The sequence below is a fragment of the Actinophytocola sp. genome, from assembly GCF_045807065.1.
Taxonomy (GTDB): domain Bacteria; phylum Actinomycetota; class Actinomycetes; order Mycobacteriales; family Pseudonocardiaceae; genus Actinophytocola.
Genome location: NZ_JBJMIE010000381.1, coordinates 1 through 16,931, shown reverse-complemented (window position 1 = coordinate 16,931; position 16,931 = coordinate 1). Strand labels below are relative to the sequence as shown.

13 protein-coding genes and 1 pseudogene are annotated in these 16,931 nt (G+C 71.7%); 8 read left to right on the top strand and 6 right to left on the bottom strand.

Features of this window, described 5'->3' with window-relative positions:
- Positions 1-438 (top strand): hypothetical protein (locus ACJ73U_RS22150; protein ID WP_407779592.1); only part of this gene is annotated, 438 nt, incomplete at its 5' end.
- A complete protein-coding gene (locus ACJ73U_RS22145; RefSeq protein ID WP_407779591.1) occupies positions 435-980 on the top strand; it encodes a hypothetical protein in 546 nt (181 codons plus the stop codon). The genes ACJ73U_RS22150 and ACJ73U_RS22145, both read left to right, overlap by 4 nt.
- A gap of 125 nt (positions 981-1,105) precedes the next feature.
- Here the strand turns inward: ACJ73U_RS22145 and ACJ73U_RS22140 are convergent, their stop codons facing one another.
- The 3 genes from ACJ73U_RS22140 to ACJ73U_RS22130 form a co-directional block, all read right to left on the bottom strand.
- The gene (locus tag ACJ73U_RS22140) at positions 1,106-1,969 is read right to left on the bottom strand and encodes a carbohydrate ABC transporter permease (protein ID WP_407779590.1); all 864 of its coding nucleotides are present in this window, start codon (positions 1,967-1,969) and stop codon (positions 1,106-1,108) included.
- The gene (locus ACJ73U_RS22135) at positions 1,966-2,859 is read right to left on the bottom strand and encodes a carbohydrate ABC transporter permease (protein ID WP_407779589.1); all 894 of its coding nucleotides are present in this window, start codon (positions 2,857-2,859) and stop codon (positions 1,966-1,968) included. Before ACJ73U_RS22135 ends, ACJ73U_RS22140 begins: the two co-directional genes overlap by 4 nt.
- Before the next feature lie 82 nt (positions 2,860-2,941).
- Positions 2,942-4,210: a substrate-binding domain-containing protein gene (locus ACJ73U_RS22130; RefSeq protein WP_407779588.1), complete on the bottom strand. Its 1,269-nt coding sequence runs from the start codon at positions 4,208-4,210 to the stop codon at positions 2,942-2,944.
- Positions 4,211-4,526: 316 nt separating this feature from the next.
- Here ACJ73U_RS22130 and ACJ73U_RS22125 point away from each other — a divergent pair, with 316 nt between their 5' ends.
- Both ACJ73U_RS22125 and ACJ73U_RS22120 read left to right on the top strand, forming a co-directional pair.
- Positions 4,527-5,213: a HEAT repeat domain-containing protein gene (locus ACJ73U_RS22125; RefSeq protein WP_407779593.1), complete on the top strand. Its 687-nt coding sequence runs from the start codon at positions 4,527-4,529 to the stop codon at positions 5,211-5,213.
- Positions 5,207-6,256, top strand: coding sequence for a MerR family transcriptional regulator (locus tag ACJ73U_RS22120; protein WP_407779587.1), 1,050 nt, complete (start codon positions 5,207-5,209; stop codon positions 6,254-6,256). The genes ACJ73U_RS22125 and ACJ73U_RS22120 overlap by 7 nt, the downstream gene beginning before the upstream one ends.
- Before the next feature lie 28 nt (positions 6,257-6,284).
- On the opposite strand, the gene ACJ73U_RS22115 is transcribed toward ACJ73U_RS22120, so the two are convergent.
- Positions 6,285-8,300: an ATP-dependent Clp protease ATP-binding subunit gene (locus tag ACJ73U_RS22115; protein WP_407779586.1), complete on the bottom strand. Its 2,016-nt coding sequence runs from the start codon at positions 8,298-8,300 to the stop codon at positions 6,285-6,287.
- A gap of 208 nt (positions 8,301-8,508) precedes the next feature.
- On the opposite strand from ACJ73U_RS22115, the gene ACJ73U_RS22110 reads away from it, so the two are divergent.
- The 4 genes from ACJ73U_RS22110 to ACJ73U_RS22095 all read left to right on the top strand — a co-directional run bounded on the left by ACJ73U_RS22110 (position 8,509) and on the right by ACJ73U_RS22095 (position 15,252).
- Positions 8,509-8,811: a trypco2 family protein gene (locus tag ACJ73U_RS22110; protein ID WP_407779585.1), complete on the top strand. Its 303-nt coding sequence runs from the start codon at positions 8,509-8,511 to the stop codon at positions 8,809-8,811.
- On the top strand, positions 8,811-12,962 hold the full coding sequence (locus ACJ73U_RS22105) for a trypsin-like peptidase domain-containing protein (protein ID WP_407779584.1): 4,152 nt from the start codon (positions 8,811-8,813) through the stop codon (positions 12,960-12,962). Before ACJ73U_RS22110 ends, ACJ73U_RS22105 begins: the two co-directional genes overlap by 1 nt.
- Before the next feature lie 108 nt (positions 12,963-13,070).
- Entirely contained in the window at positions 13,071-14,087 is a 1,017-nt protein-coding gene (locus ACJ73U_RS22100) for a DUF4185 domain-containing protein (protein ID WP_407779583.1), read from the top strand.
- A gap of 334 nt (positions 14,088-14,421) precedes the next feature.
- Positions 14,422-15,252 carry a hypothetical protein gene (locus tag ACJ73U_RS22095; RefSeq protein ID WP_407779582.1) on the top strand — a complete coding sequence of 277 codons (831 nt, stop codon included), beginning with the start codon at positions 14,422-14,424 and terminating at the stop codon, positions 15,250-15,252.
- Between the two features lie 32 nt (positions 15,253-15,284).
- Here ACJ73U_RS22095 and ACJ73U_RS22090 read toward each other — a convergent pair whose 3' ends face one another.
- The gene (locus ACJ73U_RS22090; RefSeq protein WP_407779581.1) at positions 15,285-16,289 is read right to left on the bottom strand and encodes an SMP-30/gluconolactonase/LRE family protein; all 1,005 of its coding nucleotides are present in this window, start codon (positions 16,287-16,289) and stop codon (positions 15,285-15,287) included.
- Positions 16,290-16,436: 147 nt separating this feature from the next.
- Positions 16,437-16,931: pseudogene (locus ACJ73U_RS22085) on the bottom strand (hypothetical protein); the annotation flags it as partial.

Genomic DNA, 16,931 nt, shown 5'->3' with positions numbered 1-16,931 from the left:
GTCGGCGCCGCCGACTACCGCGACGGCGGCCTCGGCCCGGCCCGCTGGACCGACGACCTGTCCGAGGTGCTCGACGACGCGCGGTACACCGGTGACGCGCGGGCGAACGCCGGCACGCTGGCCTACGAGGTGCCGGTGCTGAGCTGGTCCGGTCCGGTAGCGGCCGGCCAGACCGCCACGATCGTGTACTCGGTCGAGGTGCACGACCCGGCCAGTGGTGACGGAACGGTGCGGAACACGATCACCGCGGCGGACAGCGCGTGCCCGTGCTCGGTGCGCACGCCGGTCGACCCGGACGCGCCGGACCTGGCCGGCACGGGCTCACCGGTGTTCTGGTACCTGCTGGTCGCGTTCGGCCTGCTGGCGGCGGGCGGCGCGTTCTTCCTGATCCCGGTGCTGCGCAGGCGCCGCCGCGACGACGACGAGGTGACCCGGTGACCGGCTGGCTGGTACCGGTACTGGCGTCGATGGCCATGGCGCTGCCGACGACCGCGGACGACGTGTCGATCACCATGGCGGACGGGGTGTCGACCGTGTCGTCGGGCGACACTCTCGAGTACCGGGTGACGCTGCACAACAGCAACCGGGCCGAACCCGCGACCGTCCATCTGGAACTGTCGCTCCCGGTCGGTGCGGCAGGCAGAACGGTCAGCCCCGGCGGCGAGACACTGGAGCCGTGGCTCGCGTCGTGGCACCCGACCGTCCCCCCGGGCGGCGAGGTCACGGTGTCGGCGACCTTCGTGGCCGGCGACCCCCGCCCCACCGCGAAGGGCTACGCGGCACAGGCCTGCCTGGTGACGAACAACATCAACCAAGCCTGCGCGACGGACATCAACCAACTCCCCGGCAGGGAGGATGTCCACGCCCGCCAAGCCCCGGCACCGCCGTCCGCCCCGACGTGGCCGGTGTGGCTGGCGGCAGGAGCCGCGGCCGCGGCGGCGGCCCTCGTCGTCCGCCGCCGGCGCGGGCGGGTGTCCTAAGAGTTCCTGACAGTATGCGTTGTTTGTCGCGTGCCGTTGTCTTCGCTGTTCGATGTTCTAGACCTGGGAGAGACCAGGTGGTGCAGAAGCGGCAACGTCGTCACGGCGGTCAGTGCTGGTGAACCTCAACCCTTGGTGGCGCCGGAGGCGAGGCCGCCGACGAGGTGGCGTTCCGCGACGGCGTAGAAGGCGAGGGCCGGGACCATGGCGAGGGAGACGTAAGCGAGCACGCGTGCCGTGTCGACCCCGTACTGGCTGTGGAACTGGGTGACGCCGACGGGGATGGTCCACGAGTCGGGGTCGTTGAACACGATCAGTGGCAGCATGAAGTTGTTCCAGCTGGCCACGATGGCGAGGACGGACACGGTGGCGAGGGCCGGCCGGGCCATGGGCAGCAGGATGCGCCAGAAGAAGCCGAACGGCCCGCAGCCGTCGAGTGTCGCGGACTCCTCCAGCTCCGCCGGGACCGCCCGGAAGAACGCCCGCAGGATGATGATCGTCACGGGCAGGCCGAACGCGGCCTGGGGGAGGATCACCCCGAGTGGGTTGTCGAGCAGGTCGAGTTCACGCAGCAGCACGTACAGGGGCAGGATCGCGACGGCGAAGGGGAACATCAGGCCGACGGCGAACATGGTGGCCAGCAGTTCCCTGCCGCGGAAGGCGAAGCGGGCGAACACGTACGCCGCCATGGCGGCCACGCCCACCACCAGGACAGTGCTGGCGATCGTGATGAACGTGCTGTTCCACAGTGGACGCCAGAACTGGGGAGAGGCGAGGATGCCGGTGTAGTTCTCGACGATCCACGGTGACGGCAGGCCGAACGGGTTGGTGGACAGCTGGCCGTTGTCCTTGAACCCGCCGAGCACGCCGAACGCGATCGGCACCAGGACGAACAACCCGATCACGGTCACCAGCGCGTAGCGGGCCACCGCGAGAAGCGGCGCCGCCCGCGTCGTGGCCGGCCTGCGTGCCGGGGTCCGTCTCGTCATCGCCGCTCCTGCATGGTGGTCACGGCTCCCTCGATGTCACGGCGCATCACGAACCGCTGGTACGCCAACGCGAACGCCAGGCTGATCAGGAACATCACGACGCTGATGGCGGTGCCGTAGCCGACCTCGGAGCGAACATAGCCGAAGTCGAACATCGTGACCGCCATCGTCTCCGACCCGTGCACCGGGCCGCCCCTCGTGAGCACCCACACCAGGTCGAACAGCTGGATCGTGCCGATGACCGAGAGAAACACGCTGATGCGGATCGTCGGGCCGAGCAGCGGGAGGGTGACGTGGCGGAAGACCTGCCACGGTGTCGCACCGTCCACTGTGGCCGATTCGAGCAGCTCGGGCGGGATGGCCTGCCGGCCGGCCAGGTAGAGGATCATGTGGAAGCCGAAGTACTTCCAGGTCATCACGAAGAACAGCGAGTACAGCACGGTCTTCGGGTCGGCGAGCCAGGTACCGCCGAGCTCCGCCAGCCCGAGGAGGCCGAGCAGGTGGTTGGCCAGACCCCGGTTGGGGGAGAGGACCATGGTGAACAGGACGCCGGCGATCACCTCGGACAGCACGAACGGCGCGAAGAACAGCACCCGGAACACCGCCCTGCCGCGGAAGCGCTGGTTGAGCAGCAGTGCGATGCCGAGCGCGAGGGGCAGCTGGATTCCCAGTGTCAGCACGATCAGGATCAGGCCGCGGCGCAGGTCGCCCAGGAACACGGGATCTTCGAACAACCGGGTGAAGTTGGCCAGCCCGACGAAGTTGGTCGGCGGCCCGCCGAGACCGTTCCACTTGAACGTGCTGGTGTACATGGCGATCACGATCGGTGCCAGCACCAGCAGGCCGAACAGCACCACCGCGGGCAGCAGGAACAGCGCGATGGCCCACAACCGGCGTCCGCTCCCCGACGAGCGGGCCCGCCTGTCCGATACCGGCTCCCGCTGGTGCGGCCGTGGCCGGACCTGTTGTGCGCTAAGCATTCTGCGCGGACTCGGTGACGGCCTTCGCGACGTCCTCCGCGCTCATCTGCCCCGCGATCAGCGAGGCGACGCTGTCGTTCACGGTCTGGCCGACGGACGGCGCGTACGCCTGGTCCAGGTACAGCTGGAACCCGGTCGCCCCGGCCACCGTGGCCGCGACGGTCTTCTGGTTCTCGTCCGAGATGCCGTCCTCGGCGCCCTTGGTCACGGGCAGGAGCGCGCCGGTGGCCGCCTCCCTGCGCTGGTTGTTCAACGACACCAGGAACTTCAGGAAGTCCACGGCCTCCGGCGGCGCGTCGTGACCGACCGCGAAGCCGCCGCCACCACCCATGATGTCGCTCGTCCTGCCGCGGCCGCCTGCCACGGACGGGAACGGGAAGAACGCGACGTCGTCACCCAACCCCTTGCCCGACTGCTCACGCTGCTGGGTCGGTCCCCACTGCCCCATCAGCTCCATCGCGGCCTGACCGTTGCCCATGACCGCCGCCTGACCGTCCGGGCCGTCGTACTTGGCGCCGAGGAACCCGTTCTGGAACGGTTGCAGGTCGACGAGCTCCTTGAGCAGAGTGCCGGCCCGCACGAACTCCGCACCGCTGAAGTCCTTGTCGGCCTCGGCCTTCTTGAGCCCGTCGACGCCGGCGACACGCATGGCGAGGTAGGTCCAGTAGTAGTGGCCCGGCCACTTCGCGCCACCGGCGAGCGCGATCGGCGTGACCCCGGCCGACTTGAGCACCCGCACGGCGTCGAGGAGTTCGGCCCAGGTGGCCGGCGGGGTGGTGATGTCGGCCTTGCCGAACAGTGTCCTGTTGTACCAGAAGCCGACCATGCCCACGTCGTAGGGCACCGCGTAGGTCTTCCCGTCGAACTCGTACGCATTGAACGCGGTGGGCACGATCGTGTCGCGCCACGACCGGATGTCGGCCGTGATGTCCTTGACCAGCCCCGCCTCGATCTGCTGGCGCAGCACGCCGCCGCCCCAGGTCTGGAAGATGTCCGGCGCGTCACCGGACTGGGTGACCGTGGTCAGCCTCGCCTTGAACGCCTCGTTCTCGATCGGCTGGATGTCGAACGTGACGCCGGAGTGCTGCTGCTGGTACTTCTTGGCCAGGTCCTCCCAGATCGGGAGCAGCGGCGGCGTGTTCTGGATGTGCCACCAGCTGATCGCCCCGCTGTCCTCGCCACCGCCGCACGCACCGAGCGCGACCATCGCCGCACCGGCGCCGAGGCCCCCGAGAAACGTTCTGCGAGACAGTGAGTTCATCCCGATCATCACCGTTCCTGTAATGCGAAAGTTTCGGTACCGGACCGCCATTCTCGATTCGAGCGCCTTACGTTAACGGCTGTTTCAGTCTCTGTTCAAGGGCGCGTGTGATGCGGTTTCGATACCAATAGTCCGCTGTCGACGGCCCGAAATTTTCGGGACTCGATCGGGTCGTGCACGAGTGCCGCGAGACATGATCGAGAATGGATTGTGGAATTCGTCTGCCCGCGGCCTGGAGTTGGGGCAATCGCTCGATCCGCCGTCGACCGCACTTGACGTTGACACGGTGACAAGGTCTTCACTGGTGCAGGAGGAGGTGGTCCCCGTCAACACGACACACAGCAGTCCACAGGACACACGCCTGAGGGAGGCGTTGGGCGCCGGCAACTCGTCGTCGCGGCTCCAGGCGGTTCTGGCGGCTGGCACGCACCCCGACCCCGGTCTCGTCGATGCGCTCGTGGCCCGGTGCGGCGTCGAGCCGGACTTCTTCGTGCGCGACATGCTGACCTGGGCGTTGACCCGCCTGCCCGCGGAGATCACGGTGCCCAGGCTGCGCGCCGAGCTGGCTTCCGAGCGCCCTCAGGCGCGCAGCCAGGCACTGCACACGCTGTCCAAGATCGGGGACGGGAGCGTGTCGCCCGCGATCACGCGGTCGCTGCTGCGCGACGCCGACGACGAGGTCGCCCGGAGCGCGTGGCGCGCCGCCGTCGTCCTCGTGCCGGCCGGGGAACGGGAAGAGCTGGCCATGGAACTGGCGGCACAACTCGGTCGCGGCGACCGGAACGTGCGACTGAGTCTGAGCCGGGCGCTCGCCGCGCTCGGCGACGTGATCGAACCGGCCCTGTGGAAAGCACTGGCGAGCGAGGATCCCGTGGTGCGTGCGCATGCCCGCGCCACGAAGCGGCTCCTCCGCGACCCGGAGGCGGGTTTCGACCTGGCCGTCGACGAGGCGCAACGGATCGTCACGCTCGGCGCGGAGCGGGCCGGGGGAACCGCGTGCTGATCGGCGAGGTGGCCCGCCGCTCGGGGGTGAGTACCCGCATGCTCCGGCACTACGACCGCCTCGGGCTGGTCCGACCGACAGGCCGCACCGTGGGTGGTTACCGCGAGTACTCCGACGCGGACATCCGGCGAATCTTCCACGTGGAGAGCCTGCGGTCCCTCGGAATGTCGCTGCGGCAGATCGGACAGGCTCTGGAGGACCCAGCCTTCGCGCCGTCCGCGCTGGTCGGCGGCCTCATCCGGCGGACCGAAGAGCGACTCGAGCGGGAGCAGGAGCTACTCGAGCGGCTCCGTGCGGTGAATGCCTCGGCGCCCTTGGGCTGGCAGGACGTGCTGCGCATCGTCCAGCTCCTGCAGGGGCTCAGCTCGCCCAGCGCCGCGCGCCGGCAGCAGACCGTCCTGGCCCCGACCGAGGACGTGCCGGTTCCCACCGAGCTGCTGGCCGGGGCGGTCCTCGCCGAGTCCGATCCCAACGTCGCCGGCGCCCTGCGGTGGGCCCTCGCGCGGGCGGGTGGTGACGGTGTGGCGAGCGTGGCGTCCGGTGTGTACTCGCAAGACGTCGACATCCGCCGGCGCGCGGTCCTCGCGCTCGCCGAGCTGCCCGGTGACGAGGCGACCGCGGTGCTCGCGGACGCACTCGGGGACTCGGACACGGCGGTGCGCCGGCATGCCGCCCTCGCACTGGGTACGCGTGGCGCGACCGCGGCCGTGCCGACGCTCGTCGACATGGTGGTCGAGGGCGCGAACGACGTCGAGGCGGCCGAGGTCCTCGGCACACTGTCATCGGACCCCGCGTGCGCGGACCGGATCATGAGTGCGCTGGTAGCCGAGCTCGCCGCGCACGCCGCGGACTCGCCGGTGCGGATTCGCCTGGCCCAGGCACTCGCCGAGATGCCGGCGACCGTCGCACGAGACGTCCTGCGCCAGTTGGCCCACGACGACGACCGGGCCGTCGCCCTCATCGCCTCGGCACTCGTGGGCGTACTCGACGGTGCGCGGACGACCGACAGGAGTTCGACCCGCTCGGCCTCACCACCATCCTGACCACTCGTCGCCGCGACGCCCTCGAGAACTACTCCGGAGCCTGGGCGCCCCGGTCGGTGCTGGTCAGCACCGGTGCGTCGTTCTCGATGCCGATGGTGACGTGCCACCCGCCGCGCAGCTCACCCGACAGCAGCGCGTGGGAGAGCCTGCGGTCCACCTCCCTGGCTATGGTGCGGCGCAGCGGGCGGGCGCCGTACTCCGGGACGTAGCCGGACGAGGCCAGCCACGACAGCGCCTGCTCGTCCACCTCCAGGGTGATGTCCTGCTCCCGCAGGCGTTCGCGGGTGTCCTCCAGCAGCAGCGCGGTGATCCGGCGCAGCTGCTCGGCGTCCAGCCCGCGGAACAGGATGATCTCGTCGAGCCGGTTGAGGAACTCGGGTCGGAAGTGGCGGCCCACCGTTGCCAGCAACGGGTCGCGCACCTGTTCGACCGGGACGGCGGAGATCGCGGCGGCCAGTAGTTGGTCGGCGCCGAGGTTGCTCGTCATGATGATCACGGTGTTGGCGAAGTCCGCGGTGCGCCCGTGCGCGTCGGTCAGCCGCCCGGCGTCCAGCACCTGGAGCAGGGTGTTGAAGACCTCCGGGTGGGCCTTCTCGATCTCGTCGAGCAGCACCACCGAGTACGGGGTGCGGCGAACGGCGCTGGTGAGCCGGCCGCCCTCCTCGTAGCCGACGTAGCCGGGTGGTGCTCCGGTCAGCCGGGTCACGGTGTGTTCGTGGGCGAACTCGCTCATGTCGAGCCGGATCAGCCGGTCCGCCGAGCCGTAGAGCGCCTCGGCGAGCGCCCGCGCGACCTCCGTCTTGCCCACCCCGGTCGGGCCGAGGAACAGGAACGACCCGATGGGCCGCCGCGGGTGTTTGAGCCCCGCCCGGCTCCGCCGCACGGCGTCGGCCACGGCCTCGACCGCCTCGTCCTGCCCGACGATCCGCCGGTGGAGCTGTTCCTCGAGGTGCAGCAGCCGGTGTCGTTCGCTCTCGGTGAGCTGCGCGACCGGGATGCCCGTGCTGCGGGACACGACCTCCGCGACGTCGTTCGCGCTTACTTCCGGTGCGGTCGCCAGCGCTTCTCGGGCGGTGGCCAGCTCCGCGACCGCCTCGGCGCGTCTTTCGTCGTTCTCCTGTGTCAGCCGGCGCACCCTGTCCTCGAGTGCGACGATGTCCGGCGCCGCCGACTTCTGCCGCAGCCGCGCCCGCGCGCTCGCCCGGTCCATCAGGTCGATCGCCTTGTCCGGCAGGAACCTCTCGGTGACATATCGCGCCGACAGCTCCACGGCCGCCACCACGGCCTCGTCGGTGATGCGGACGACGTGGTGGTCCTCGTACCGTGCGCGCAGGCCCTTGAGCATCGCCACGGCCTCCTGCGCCGAGGGCTCGTCCACGACCACGGGCTGGAACCGCCGCTCCAACGCGGCGTCCTTCGCGACGTGTCGCTGGTAGTCCTCGACCGTGGTGGCGCCGATGACCTGTAACCGGCCGCTGGTCAACGCGGGCTTGAGGATGTTCGCCGCGTCCATCACGGCCCCTTCGGCGCTGCCGGCGCCGATCACGGTGTGCAGTTCGTCGATGAACAGCACGATCATCCGGTTGGTCGCGGTGACCTCGTCGATGACGCCCTGGAGCCGTTCCTCGAACTCCCCGCGGTACTTCGAGCCCGCGAGCATGGCCGCCAGGTCGACGGCGATCAGGCGGCGGGCGCTCAGCGTCGGCGGCACGTCACCGCTCGCGATCCGCGCCGCGATGCCCTCGACGATCGCGGTCTTGCCCACGCCCGGGTCCCCGACCAGGACGGGGTTGTTCTTGGTGCGGCGCGACAGCACCTCGACGATCTCGTCGATCACGTCGTCACGACCCACCACCGGATCCAACGCCCCGTCCCTGGCGGCGGCCGTCAGATCACGCCCGAAGCGGTCGGCCCGACGGGTATCCGAGCCGGGGGACCCGAGACCGGCGAACAACCGGCCGACAAGGTCCTCCAGTGGGTTGGACCCGAAGCCGAAGAAGTCGTCGGCCATCGCCCGCCACCTCCGCTCCGTGGATCCCGGCACCGCCAATCCTCCTCGTTCGGACAGTTGGCGCAACCTCATGAGCGACAGGCACATCGGTGGAGCAGGATGGACGCGACCCGTTGCTGGCCACCGTGGGCCGCCGCTTCCGGCCCGAGTTCCCCAACCGGACGACATCAGGGACCAGGATCGGCTGTGATGTCGGAGGAGCTCGTCCGGACGAGCCGGTTCCTGTGAGTGGAGTGTTGCGATGGCTGTGGAACTCGCCGAGATGATCGCTCAGCTGCGTGCTGAGCTGGTCGAGGCGATGCGCGCGGGAGACGGCGCCGAGTTGAGGTTCGAGCTGGGGCCGGTGGAGCTGGAGCTGACGGTGGCCATGAGCAAGGAGGTGAAACCCGGGGCGAAGGTGCGGTTCCTGGTGGTCGAGCTGGGTGCCGACGCGGCGCTGGCGTCGAGCAGCACGCAGCGGATCAAGCTGACGCTGGCCCCGCGACGGCCCGGTGAGCCGGGCCCTCCGACGATCTCCGGCGCTGAGGAGCACGGGGAGCGGTGATGCCACCGGGGGGTGAACCGGAGCCGCTCCGGGCCAGGGTCGCGGAGCTGATCGTGACCGAGGCCGGGGGGAGCCGCCGTCGGGGTTCCGGTTACCGGATCGGCCCGGATGCCGTCCTGACCGCGGCTCATGTGGTCCACGACGCCGAGTCCGTCACCGCGCGGTTCGAGCCGGACCTGCCCGGCGAGTGGAGCTCGGCGGCCTCCGTGCGGTGGGCCGACGCGGACTCCGACGTGGCCGTGCTGGACATCGAGCCGCGGCCCGGTGAGGGGCCGGTCGAGCCGACGAGGTTCGGCGGGATCGGGGACCGCGCAGCGGTCCTGGAGGTGCAGTCGGTCGGGTTCCCCCGCTGGAAGCTGCGCAACGACGACGGCACCGTTCCCGCCCGTGGTGACGGTCGCTCCAAGTACCGCGACGCGGCGCACGTGACGGGGTCGGTCGCCGTCCTGTCGAACTGGCGGGAAGGCACGCTCGAGCTGGTCGTCGAACCGCCGGCGGGCCCGGCCGGCGCGGCGACCGGGACCTCGGCCGGGGTCTCGCCGTGGGAGGGCATGTCCGGCGCCGCGGTGTGGGTCGGGGACCGGATCGTGGGGGTGGTCGCCCGCCACCACCCCGGTGACGGGCTGTCCCGGCTGGCGGCGGCACGGCTGGACCGCGCGGTCGGCAGGCTCGACGGCGACGGCCTGCGTGCGCTGCGGAACGTCCTCCCGACGCTGCCGGCGGCCGGCGCCGCCCTTCCGGACGTCATCCCCGCCGGCGCGTCCCAGCTCACGCTCACGGCCTACCGCGAGCAGCTGGCCGACATCGCGCCCCGGCAGCTGTACGAACGGCAGGCGGAGGTCGCGGAGCTGGTGCGGTTCTGCGCGGGTGAGGAGCCGTACCGGTGGCTGCAGGCCGGCCCGTGGACGGGCAAGTCCGCACTGCTCGCCTGGTTCGCGCTGCACCCGCCGCGCGGCGTGGACGTGGTGTCCTTCTTCATCACCAGCCGCTACGCCGGTCAGTCCGACAGCGACGCCTTCACCGAGGCACTGCTCGAGCAGCTGGCCGCCCTCGTCGGGGAACAGCCGCACGAGGTCATGCGCAGCCGGGCCCGGCCGGGACACCTCACCCGGCTGCTCCGGCTGGCCGCGCGACGCGGTGCCGAGGCACACCGGCGGCTGCTGCTGGTCGTCGACGGGCTCGACGAGGACACCAGCACGGCCGACGGCGCCGCCCGCCCGAGCATCGCCGCGCTGCTCCCGGCGCGGCCACCGGCGGAGGTACGGGTCCTGGTGGCCAGCCGACCACATCCCGGGCTGCCGGACGACGTGCCCGGCGACCACCCGCTGAGGACCGTCGGGCCCGTCGCGCTGACGGGGTCCCGGTACGCGCGGGACATCGAGTGGCTGGCGAAGAGCGAGTTGAGCCGCGCCCTGCACGGGTCGACGTTCCAGCAACACGTGCTCGGCCTGATCACCGCCTCCGGCGGCGGCCTCACGAGAGCCGACATCGAGCACCTGACCGACAGGGCGCCCTACGAGCTGGACCCGCTGTTCAACGGCCGGCTCGGGCGAACGCTCGTCACCCGCGCTCCCAGCTCCCTGGTCCGACGGCACCGACCGGATCACGCTCCCGCGAAGGTGTACCTGTTCGGCCACGAGACCCTGCGAGAGATCGCCGAAGCCCAGTACGGCGCGCGCCTCGCGAGCTTCCGGGACCGGCTCCACGAGTGGGCCGGCGAGCAACAGGCCCTTCGGTGGCCCGTGAACACCTCGGTGTACCTGCTTCGCGGGTACACCAGGATGCTCGCCGCCACCGCGGACCTGCCCCGGCTGGTGGCGCTGGCCACCGACCGCGCGCGGCACACCCGGATGCTCGACGTCACCGGCGGCGACGGCCTGGCCCTGGCCGAGATCGCCACCGCGACGGACCTCGCCGCCACGCGTGCCGACTTCCCCGCGCTCCTGCTGCTCGCCGTGGCCCGCGACGACGTCGCGGAACGCAACGTGCACATTCCGCCCGAACTGCCGGCGCTGTGGGTGACACTCGACCGTCCGACCCGCGCGATGTCGCTGGCCAACGGAATCACCGACCCGGAGTTCCGGATGGACGCGGTCGTGAAGATGGCGGAGGCCGCCTACTCGCGCGGGGGACCGGACAGCAAACGGTTCGTCGCCAAGCTCGAACGCCAGGCGGTGGGCGTACCGGATCCCGAGCTGCGCGACCACGCCACCGCCCTGCTCGCGGTGGCCGCGACGAGGGCAGGTCGCCGCAAGCACCCCGCACGGCTCCTGGCCGCTATCAGCGACCCCCGGAACCGGCGGGCCGCCGAAGCGAGGTGCGCCACGCTGACCGGCGACCACGACCGGGCCGAGGCCCTCATCGCGGAGATCGACGACCCCTGGCGCCGCGTGCACCTGCTGACGGAGCTGATGGACGCGGTCGGCGGCGACCGCGCGCGCAGGCTCGCGGCGAGCGCGGAGGACGCCGTGCACGAGGTCTCCCAACCCTGGTTCCGGGGTGTGCCGCTGTCGGACCTCGCCGGAGCGGTCGCGCGCGCCGGCGATCCCGGAGGAGGGGAGCGGCTGCGTGACGCCATCTGGGACCCGCAACGGCAGGCCGTGGCACTGATCGGGCTCGTCCGGGCGGCGGCCACCGCTGGCGACCACGACCGGACGCGGCGGCTCCTCGCGATCGCGGAGCAGGTGGCCGACGAGGTCGCCGAGGAGGACGCCCGCGCCGGGACGGGCGACTTCGTTAGGAGCGCGTGGACCCCGACGGACGCGGCGGTCTCGGTCATCGAGGCCCATGCGGCAGCGGACGACTTCGACCACGCCGAGGCAGGCATCGACCAGCTCACGGAGGCGAACGCCCGGGACGGGGCACTGGTCGGGCTCACCGCGGCGACGGCCGCCGCGGGCGAGGTCGACCGAGCCCAGCGGCTCGCCGACGCGATCCGTTCCCCCGCCGCCCACGCCCTCGCCACGGTGGTCGTCGCCGCGGCCGTGGCCGACCGCGACAGGGCCCGGGCCCACGCGCTCGCCGACAGGGCCGAGAGCCGCGCGCGGCAGATCGTCGACCCGGGGCGGTTGGCCGCCCTGCTGACCACGCTCGCCGCCGTCCTGGCGGACCAGGGCGACCGCGTCCGCGCTCTGCGGGTGGCCGCCGCGGCGGAACCGCACGTCTGTCGGATCGGCGGCGAGCGCTACCGGGTGAGCGCACTGACCGGCCTGATCGAGGTCGTCGGCAAGGCGGGAGACCGCACGACGGCCGAACGGCTCACGGACGAGGTGCGGCGGATCGCGGCGGCCACGGATCCGACGGCACGTGCCGAGATCCTCGAGCTGTTCGTCGTGGCGGTCGCGGGCGGCGGCGGGTTCGTGACCGCCGGACGGCTCGCCCTCGAGATCGACGACCTCGCGCTCCGGTCGCGGTCCCTGGCCAGCCTGGCGACCGCGACCGCGGCGGCGGGCGACCCGGCACGCGCGCGAGAGCTCAGCCGTGCCGCGGAGCAGGAGGTCGAGCGCATGGACGAGTCACTCGAGCGAACCGCCACGCAGGCCTTCCTCGCGAGGGAGGCCGCCGCCATGGGCGACTACGACGAGGCGGTCCGGCTGGCCGCCTCGACCGGCGACCACCTGCACTGGCGAGCCACGGCGACGGCCAACGTCGCGATCGCGGCGGCCCTCGCGGGGCACGCGGATCGTGCCCGCGAGCTCATCGACCGGACGCGGCAGCAGCTCGACGACCACGAGGACGCGGACCACGCCGACGGGACACACGCCAAGCTGGCCCACGCCCTCGCGGCGCTCGGCGACCACGACGAGGCCCAGGAGACCGCGGACACGCTCCGCGACGCCTACTGGCGGGAATGGGCGTGGACGGAGATCGCGGTCACGATCGCGGAAGCGGGCGAGCACACCCGAGCGGAACGACTCGTCCGGCAGCTCACCGACGCCCAGGAACGGGCGCGGGCACTGGCCCGGATCGCCGACGTGGTCCCCGACGCCGACGTGACCCGCCGACTGGTCGTCGAACTGCTGACCACCCGCACCTGGCACGCCGCACTCCCCGCAGCCGCACGCCTTGCCGGCACCCGGCTGGCGGATGTCGCCGACAGGCTGCTCGACGACGTCGCCACAGCCGATGGCGAGGCGAGCGAGCACGGGTGAACAGCCGACGATCGACACGATGATCAAGGGCCCCGCACGTCAAGTGGGCGTTCTCGTCGTGGCATCCCTTTGCCCAGTACGCAGAACAGCGAACGAAGGGAGACGACGATGGCGGCGCGGGCACGAGTGGTGGCGCTCATCGCGGGACAGGGCGAGGGCGACATCAACCACACCGCGACGCGCTTCGCGGTGCATGCCACCGATCTGGGGATCATGTGGCGGGACAGCCGGGGCCGGGTGGCCATCGCGTTCGGCGACACCTACGGCGTCGGCTGGGGCGGCCAGGGCGCGGGCCCGGAGACCGCGGACTGGCGGTTCAACACGCTCGCGTTCTCGACCGACACGGACCTCACCGACGGCCTGAGCATCGACTCGATGATCACCGACCGGCCCGGCCACGCGGCACAGCTGCTGGGCCACGACCCGGGCGTGTCGGAGGCGAGCGTCATCCCCACGGCGGCGATCGCCACCGGGTCCCGCGACTACCTGCACTACATGTCGGTGCGGTCGTGGGGCACCGGCGGGAGGTGGACGACCAACTACGCGGGCCTCGCCCACTCCGACGACGGCGGGCAGACCTGGGTGAAGCCGCCCGCCGCGCGGTGGCCCAACCAGGGCGGCGGCACGGGTTTCCAGCTCGGGGCGTTCGCCCGTGCCGACGGCTGGGTCTACCTGTTCGGCACCCCCAACGGCCGGCTGGGTGACGCACGCGTCGCGCGGGTCGGCGAGAGGGCGGTCGGCTCACCGAACGCCTACCAGTACTGGACGGGCATCGCCTGGGAACAGGGCGGCATCGACCGCGCGGCCCCGGTGCTGCCCGGTCCGATCGGCGAGCTCTCGGTGCAGTACAACACGGTCATCAGGCAGTGGATCGCCCTGCACCTGGACGAGCACCGCGCCGCGATCGTCCTGCGCACCGCGCCGCGGCCGACCGGTCCGTGGACCAGCGGGGAGGTCGCCGCCGACGGCGCCGAGTACCCCGGCCTCTACGGCGCGTTCCTGCATCCCGACAGCTCGAACAGTTCGGTGCTGCATTTCGCCATGTCCCGCTGGGACCCCTATCACGTCCGGCTGATGGCGCTGTCACCACTACTGGTACGTCACCGCATGACCGACCCGGCATGACACCGGCACACTGTCGCCGAGGTGGCACGTCCCACCCCGGCGACGGGGCCATGCGGGCGATTCCCGGGCGCGGGGAAGTCGGCGGGCGCCGCGTACCAGGCGGTGCTCGATGACAGCGAACGCAGACCCGGCAGGGGCGAGTGGTCGCCCAGCGACTGGTCGGCTGACACCGGTATGGTTGCCCGGTCAACGTGCTCGGTGCCGCCGCGGTCTGGTTGCCGATCTACCAGGTCGGGAGGTTGCGGCCGATGTACGACCCAGCTATGCGGGCCGCCGATCGCGCCGGCAGGGGGACACCCTCCACCGACCCGGCGCCGGCGCAGGGTGCTCGGTCGTGACCGTCGCTCCCGTGGTGGCGTTGGGGTTCGCGGTGGTCGGGGCGGTCGGCTACGGTGCCGCCTCGGTGAGTCAGGCCCTTGCCGCCCGACGCAGCACCGGCACCCTGCACACCCTGCGTCAGCCGCTGTACCTGGCCGGACTCGGGTGCGACGGGCTGGCCTGGCTGGCCTCGCTCGTGGCGCTGCGCACCTTGGCGGTCTACCAGGTCCAGGCCGTCCTCGCGGGCTCCCTCGCGGTCACCGTCCTGGGGGCCCGCGTCGTGCTGGCCGCCCGGCTCCGCCGCCGCGACAGTGTCGCCGTCGCCGTCACGGTTCTCGCGCTTGCCGTGCTGGCGTTGTCGGCGGGTCCGCAGGAGCAGATACAGCCCTCGGGCGCGGTGCGGTTCGGGCTGGTCGCGGCGGCGGTCGTGGTCGCGGTCTGCGGATGGGTCGCCGCGCGGGCCGGTTCACCCGGTGCGAGCGCGGCCCTGGCTGGTCTGGCGTTCGGTGGGGCGGCGCTGTGTGCCCGCGCGCTGCCGCTGTCGGGGGACCTGCCTGCCGTCCTGGGTGCGCTGGCCGCCGACCCCCTCACCTGGGGGCTGGTCGGTTTCGGGGTGACCGGGATGCTGCTCTACACCCACGCGCTCCAGCACGGGCAGGTCGGCCCGGTCACCGCCGTGCTGTGGATCGTCGAGGTCATCGCACCGTCCGTCCTCGGGGTCGCGGTCCTGCACGACACGGTCCGGGACGGATGGGCGCCCTATGCGGTGGCCGCGGTCCTGGCCACCACCGCAGCGGCCGCCGTCCTGGCCACCGCACCCGCGACCGCCGCCGCGACACCACCCTGACGCTCCACTCCGCCGACGCCCGACCCCGCGGTTCAGTAGGGCCAGCCGGGGACGTTCAGGTGGATGCGGTAAAGCCCGAAGTTCCCGGTGTTGCCGCCGCTGGACGGGGTTCCCGACGTGATGTAGAGGGTGGTCCGGTCGGGGCCGCCGAACGCGACGTTGGTGGCGTTGCGGCCGGCCGAGATCGTGCCGAGGGACTGACCGGCCGGGGAGAACACGTGGATCTTCCCGTCGTCGAAGGTGGCCTGGTAGACGTTTCCGGCGCAGTCGACCGTGCCGCCGTCGGTGCCGCCGAGCGACGCGAAGTCGCTGCGAGGGCCGGTGCTGCCGTCCGCGTTGACGGGATACTTGTAGATCTTGCCCGTGGCGTTGCCGCCGACGTAAAGAGTCCTGCCGTCCGGCGACAGCTCGATTCCGTTCGGCTGGCGGATCGTGTCGTCGATCAGGGCGACGACGCCGTTCGTGATGCGGAAGACGCCGGTCCTGCCGGACATCTCATCCGGACGGTTCGCGCGCTGGAAGTTCGGGTCCGTGAAGTAGACCGTTCCGTTCGCGGCGACGGTGACATCGTTGGGTGAGTTGAACAGGTGCCCCTGATAGTTCGCCGCGATCGTCGTCCGCTGGCCGGTCGCCAGGTTGTACGAGGACACGCTGCGCTGGTCATGGGTTGCCGCGACGACGAAGGTGCCGTCCCGGCTGATCGCCAACCCGTTGCTGCCCGCGTCCTCGACGAACGTGGTGAACGTGCCCGTCGCGGGGGTGAACCGCAGGATGTCGGCGGGCTGGACGTTCTGCGGGCCGGTGCCGTCGTACATGTCGGACAACAACAGGGTCTGCGTCGCGGCGTCCCAGGTCGGGCCCTCCAGGAAGTTGAACCCGTCCGCGATCTTGGTCGCGGCCGGGTTCGGGGAGGGCAGCGGAGGGCCGAAGGGGCCCCCGGGGCACGGCCCGTCGGGTGTCGCGGCGGAGGCGTCCGTGACGCTCAGAGCTGTCAGGGCCAGGACGGCCACAGCCGTGGCGATCGTTCGAGGCGTCACTGCCACATGTCCTCCTCCTCCATGAGGATTTGGGAGCGCTCCCACAACGACTTTATCGAGACAGGCCCGCTGTGGGAACCCTCTGGAGCAGCACTCCTGGCCCGCGTCGCCCCCCGGCGATGTGGCCGCGCCCCGCCTACCGTCCCCCTAGGCCGGCCCTGACAGGTCGCAGTACGGATAGGTCTCCGTCCGCGCGTCGACCGCCGTCGCGGGCTGTCCGGCGGGTGGCACGATCCACGTCTCACGGTCGCCTGGCGAGCACGACGGTGACGAGGGCCGTCGCCAGTCCCCGCCGAGGTCCTTGCCGTGGGTGTCGCGGAACACGATCGGCACGTCCGGGGCGGCCCGGCCGCCGCCGACCACGGCCCCGGCGGCGTTGCGGAACACCACGGCCGTGGTGCGGTTGACCAGCGCGCGGCAGTTCGGCGACGTCTCGCGGTAGTGGATGTCGACGGTCGCCGGCAGCGCGGGGTTGAACCGCTTGGTGACCACGTGCCGGGCGGTGACGGGGGAGTACGCCCCGACGGCGGTCTCGGGCAGCCACGTGGTGGTCCCGGGAACGACCTCGACGGACGCGACGCGCGTGCTCGTCCGGACGACGCCCGTGCCGGCGCCGATCCGCGCACCGGGCAACAGGACCGG

What these genes read in the sequence shown, in the direction of transcription:
- ACJ73U_RS22110 (WP_407779585.1), top strand. Translation starts at nt 8,509, where the DNA reads ATGGCTGTGGAACTCGCCGAGATGATCGCTCAGCTGCGTGCTGAGCTG.
- ACJ73U_RS22105 (WP_407779584.1), top strand. Translation starts at nt 8,811, where the DNA reads ATGCCACCGGGGGGTGAACCGGAGCCGCTCCGGGCCAGGGTCGCGGAG.
- ACJ73U_RS22100 (WP_407779583.1), top strand. Translation starts at nt 13,071, where the DNA reads ATGGCGGCGCGGGCACGAGTGGTGGCGCTCATCGCGGGACAGGGCGAG.
- ACJ73U_RS22140 (WP_407779590.1), bottom strand. Translation starts at nt 1,969, where the DNA reads ATGACGAGACGGACCCCGGCACGCAGGCCGGCCACGACGCGGGCGGCG.
- ACJ73U_RS22130 (WP_407779588.1), bottom strand. Translation starts at nt 4,210, where the DNA reads ATGAACTCACTGTCTCGCAGAACGTTTCTCGGGGGCCTCGGCGCCGGT.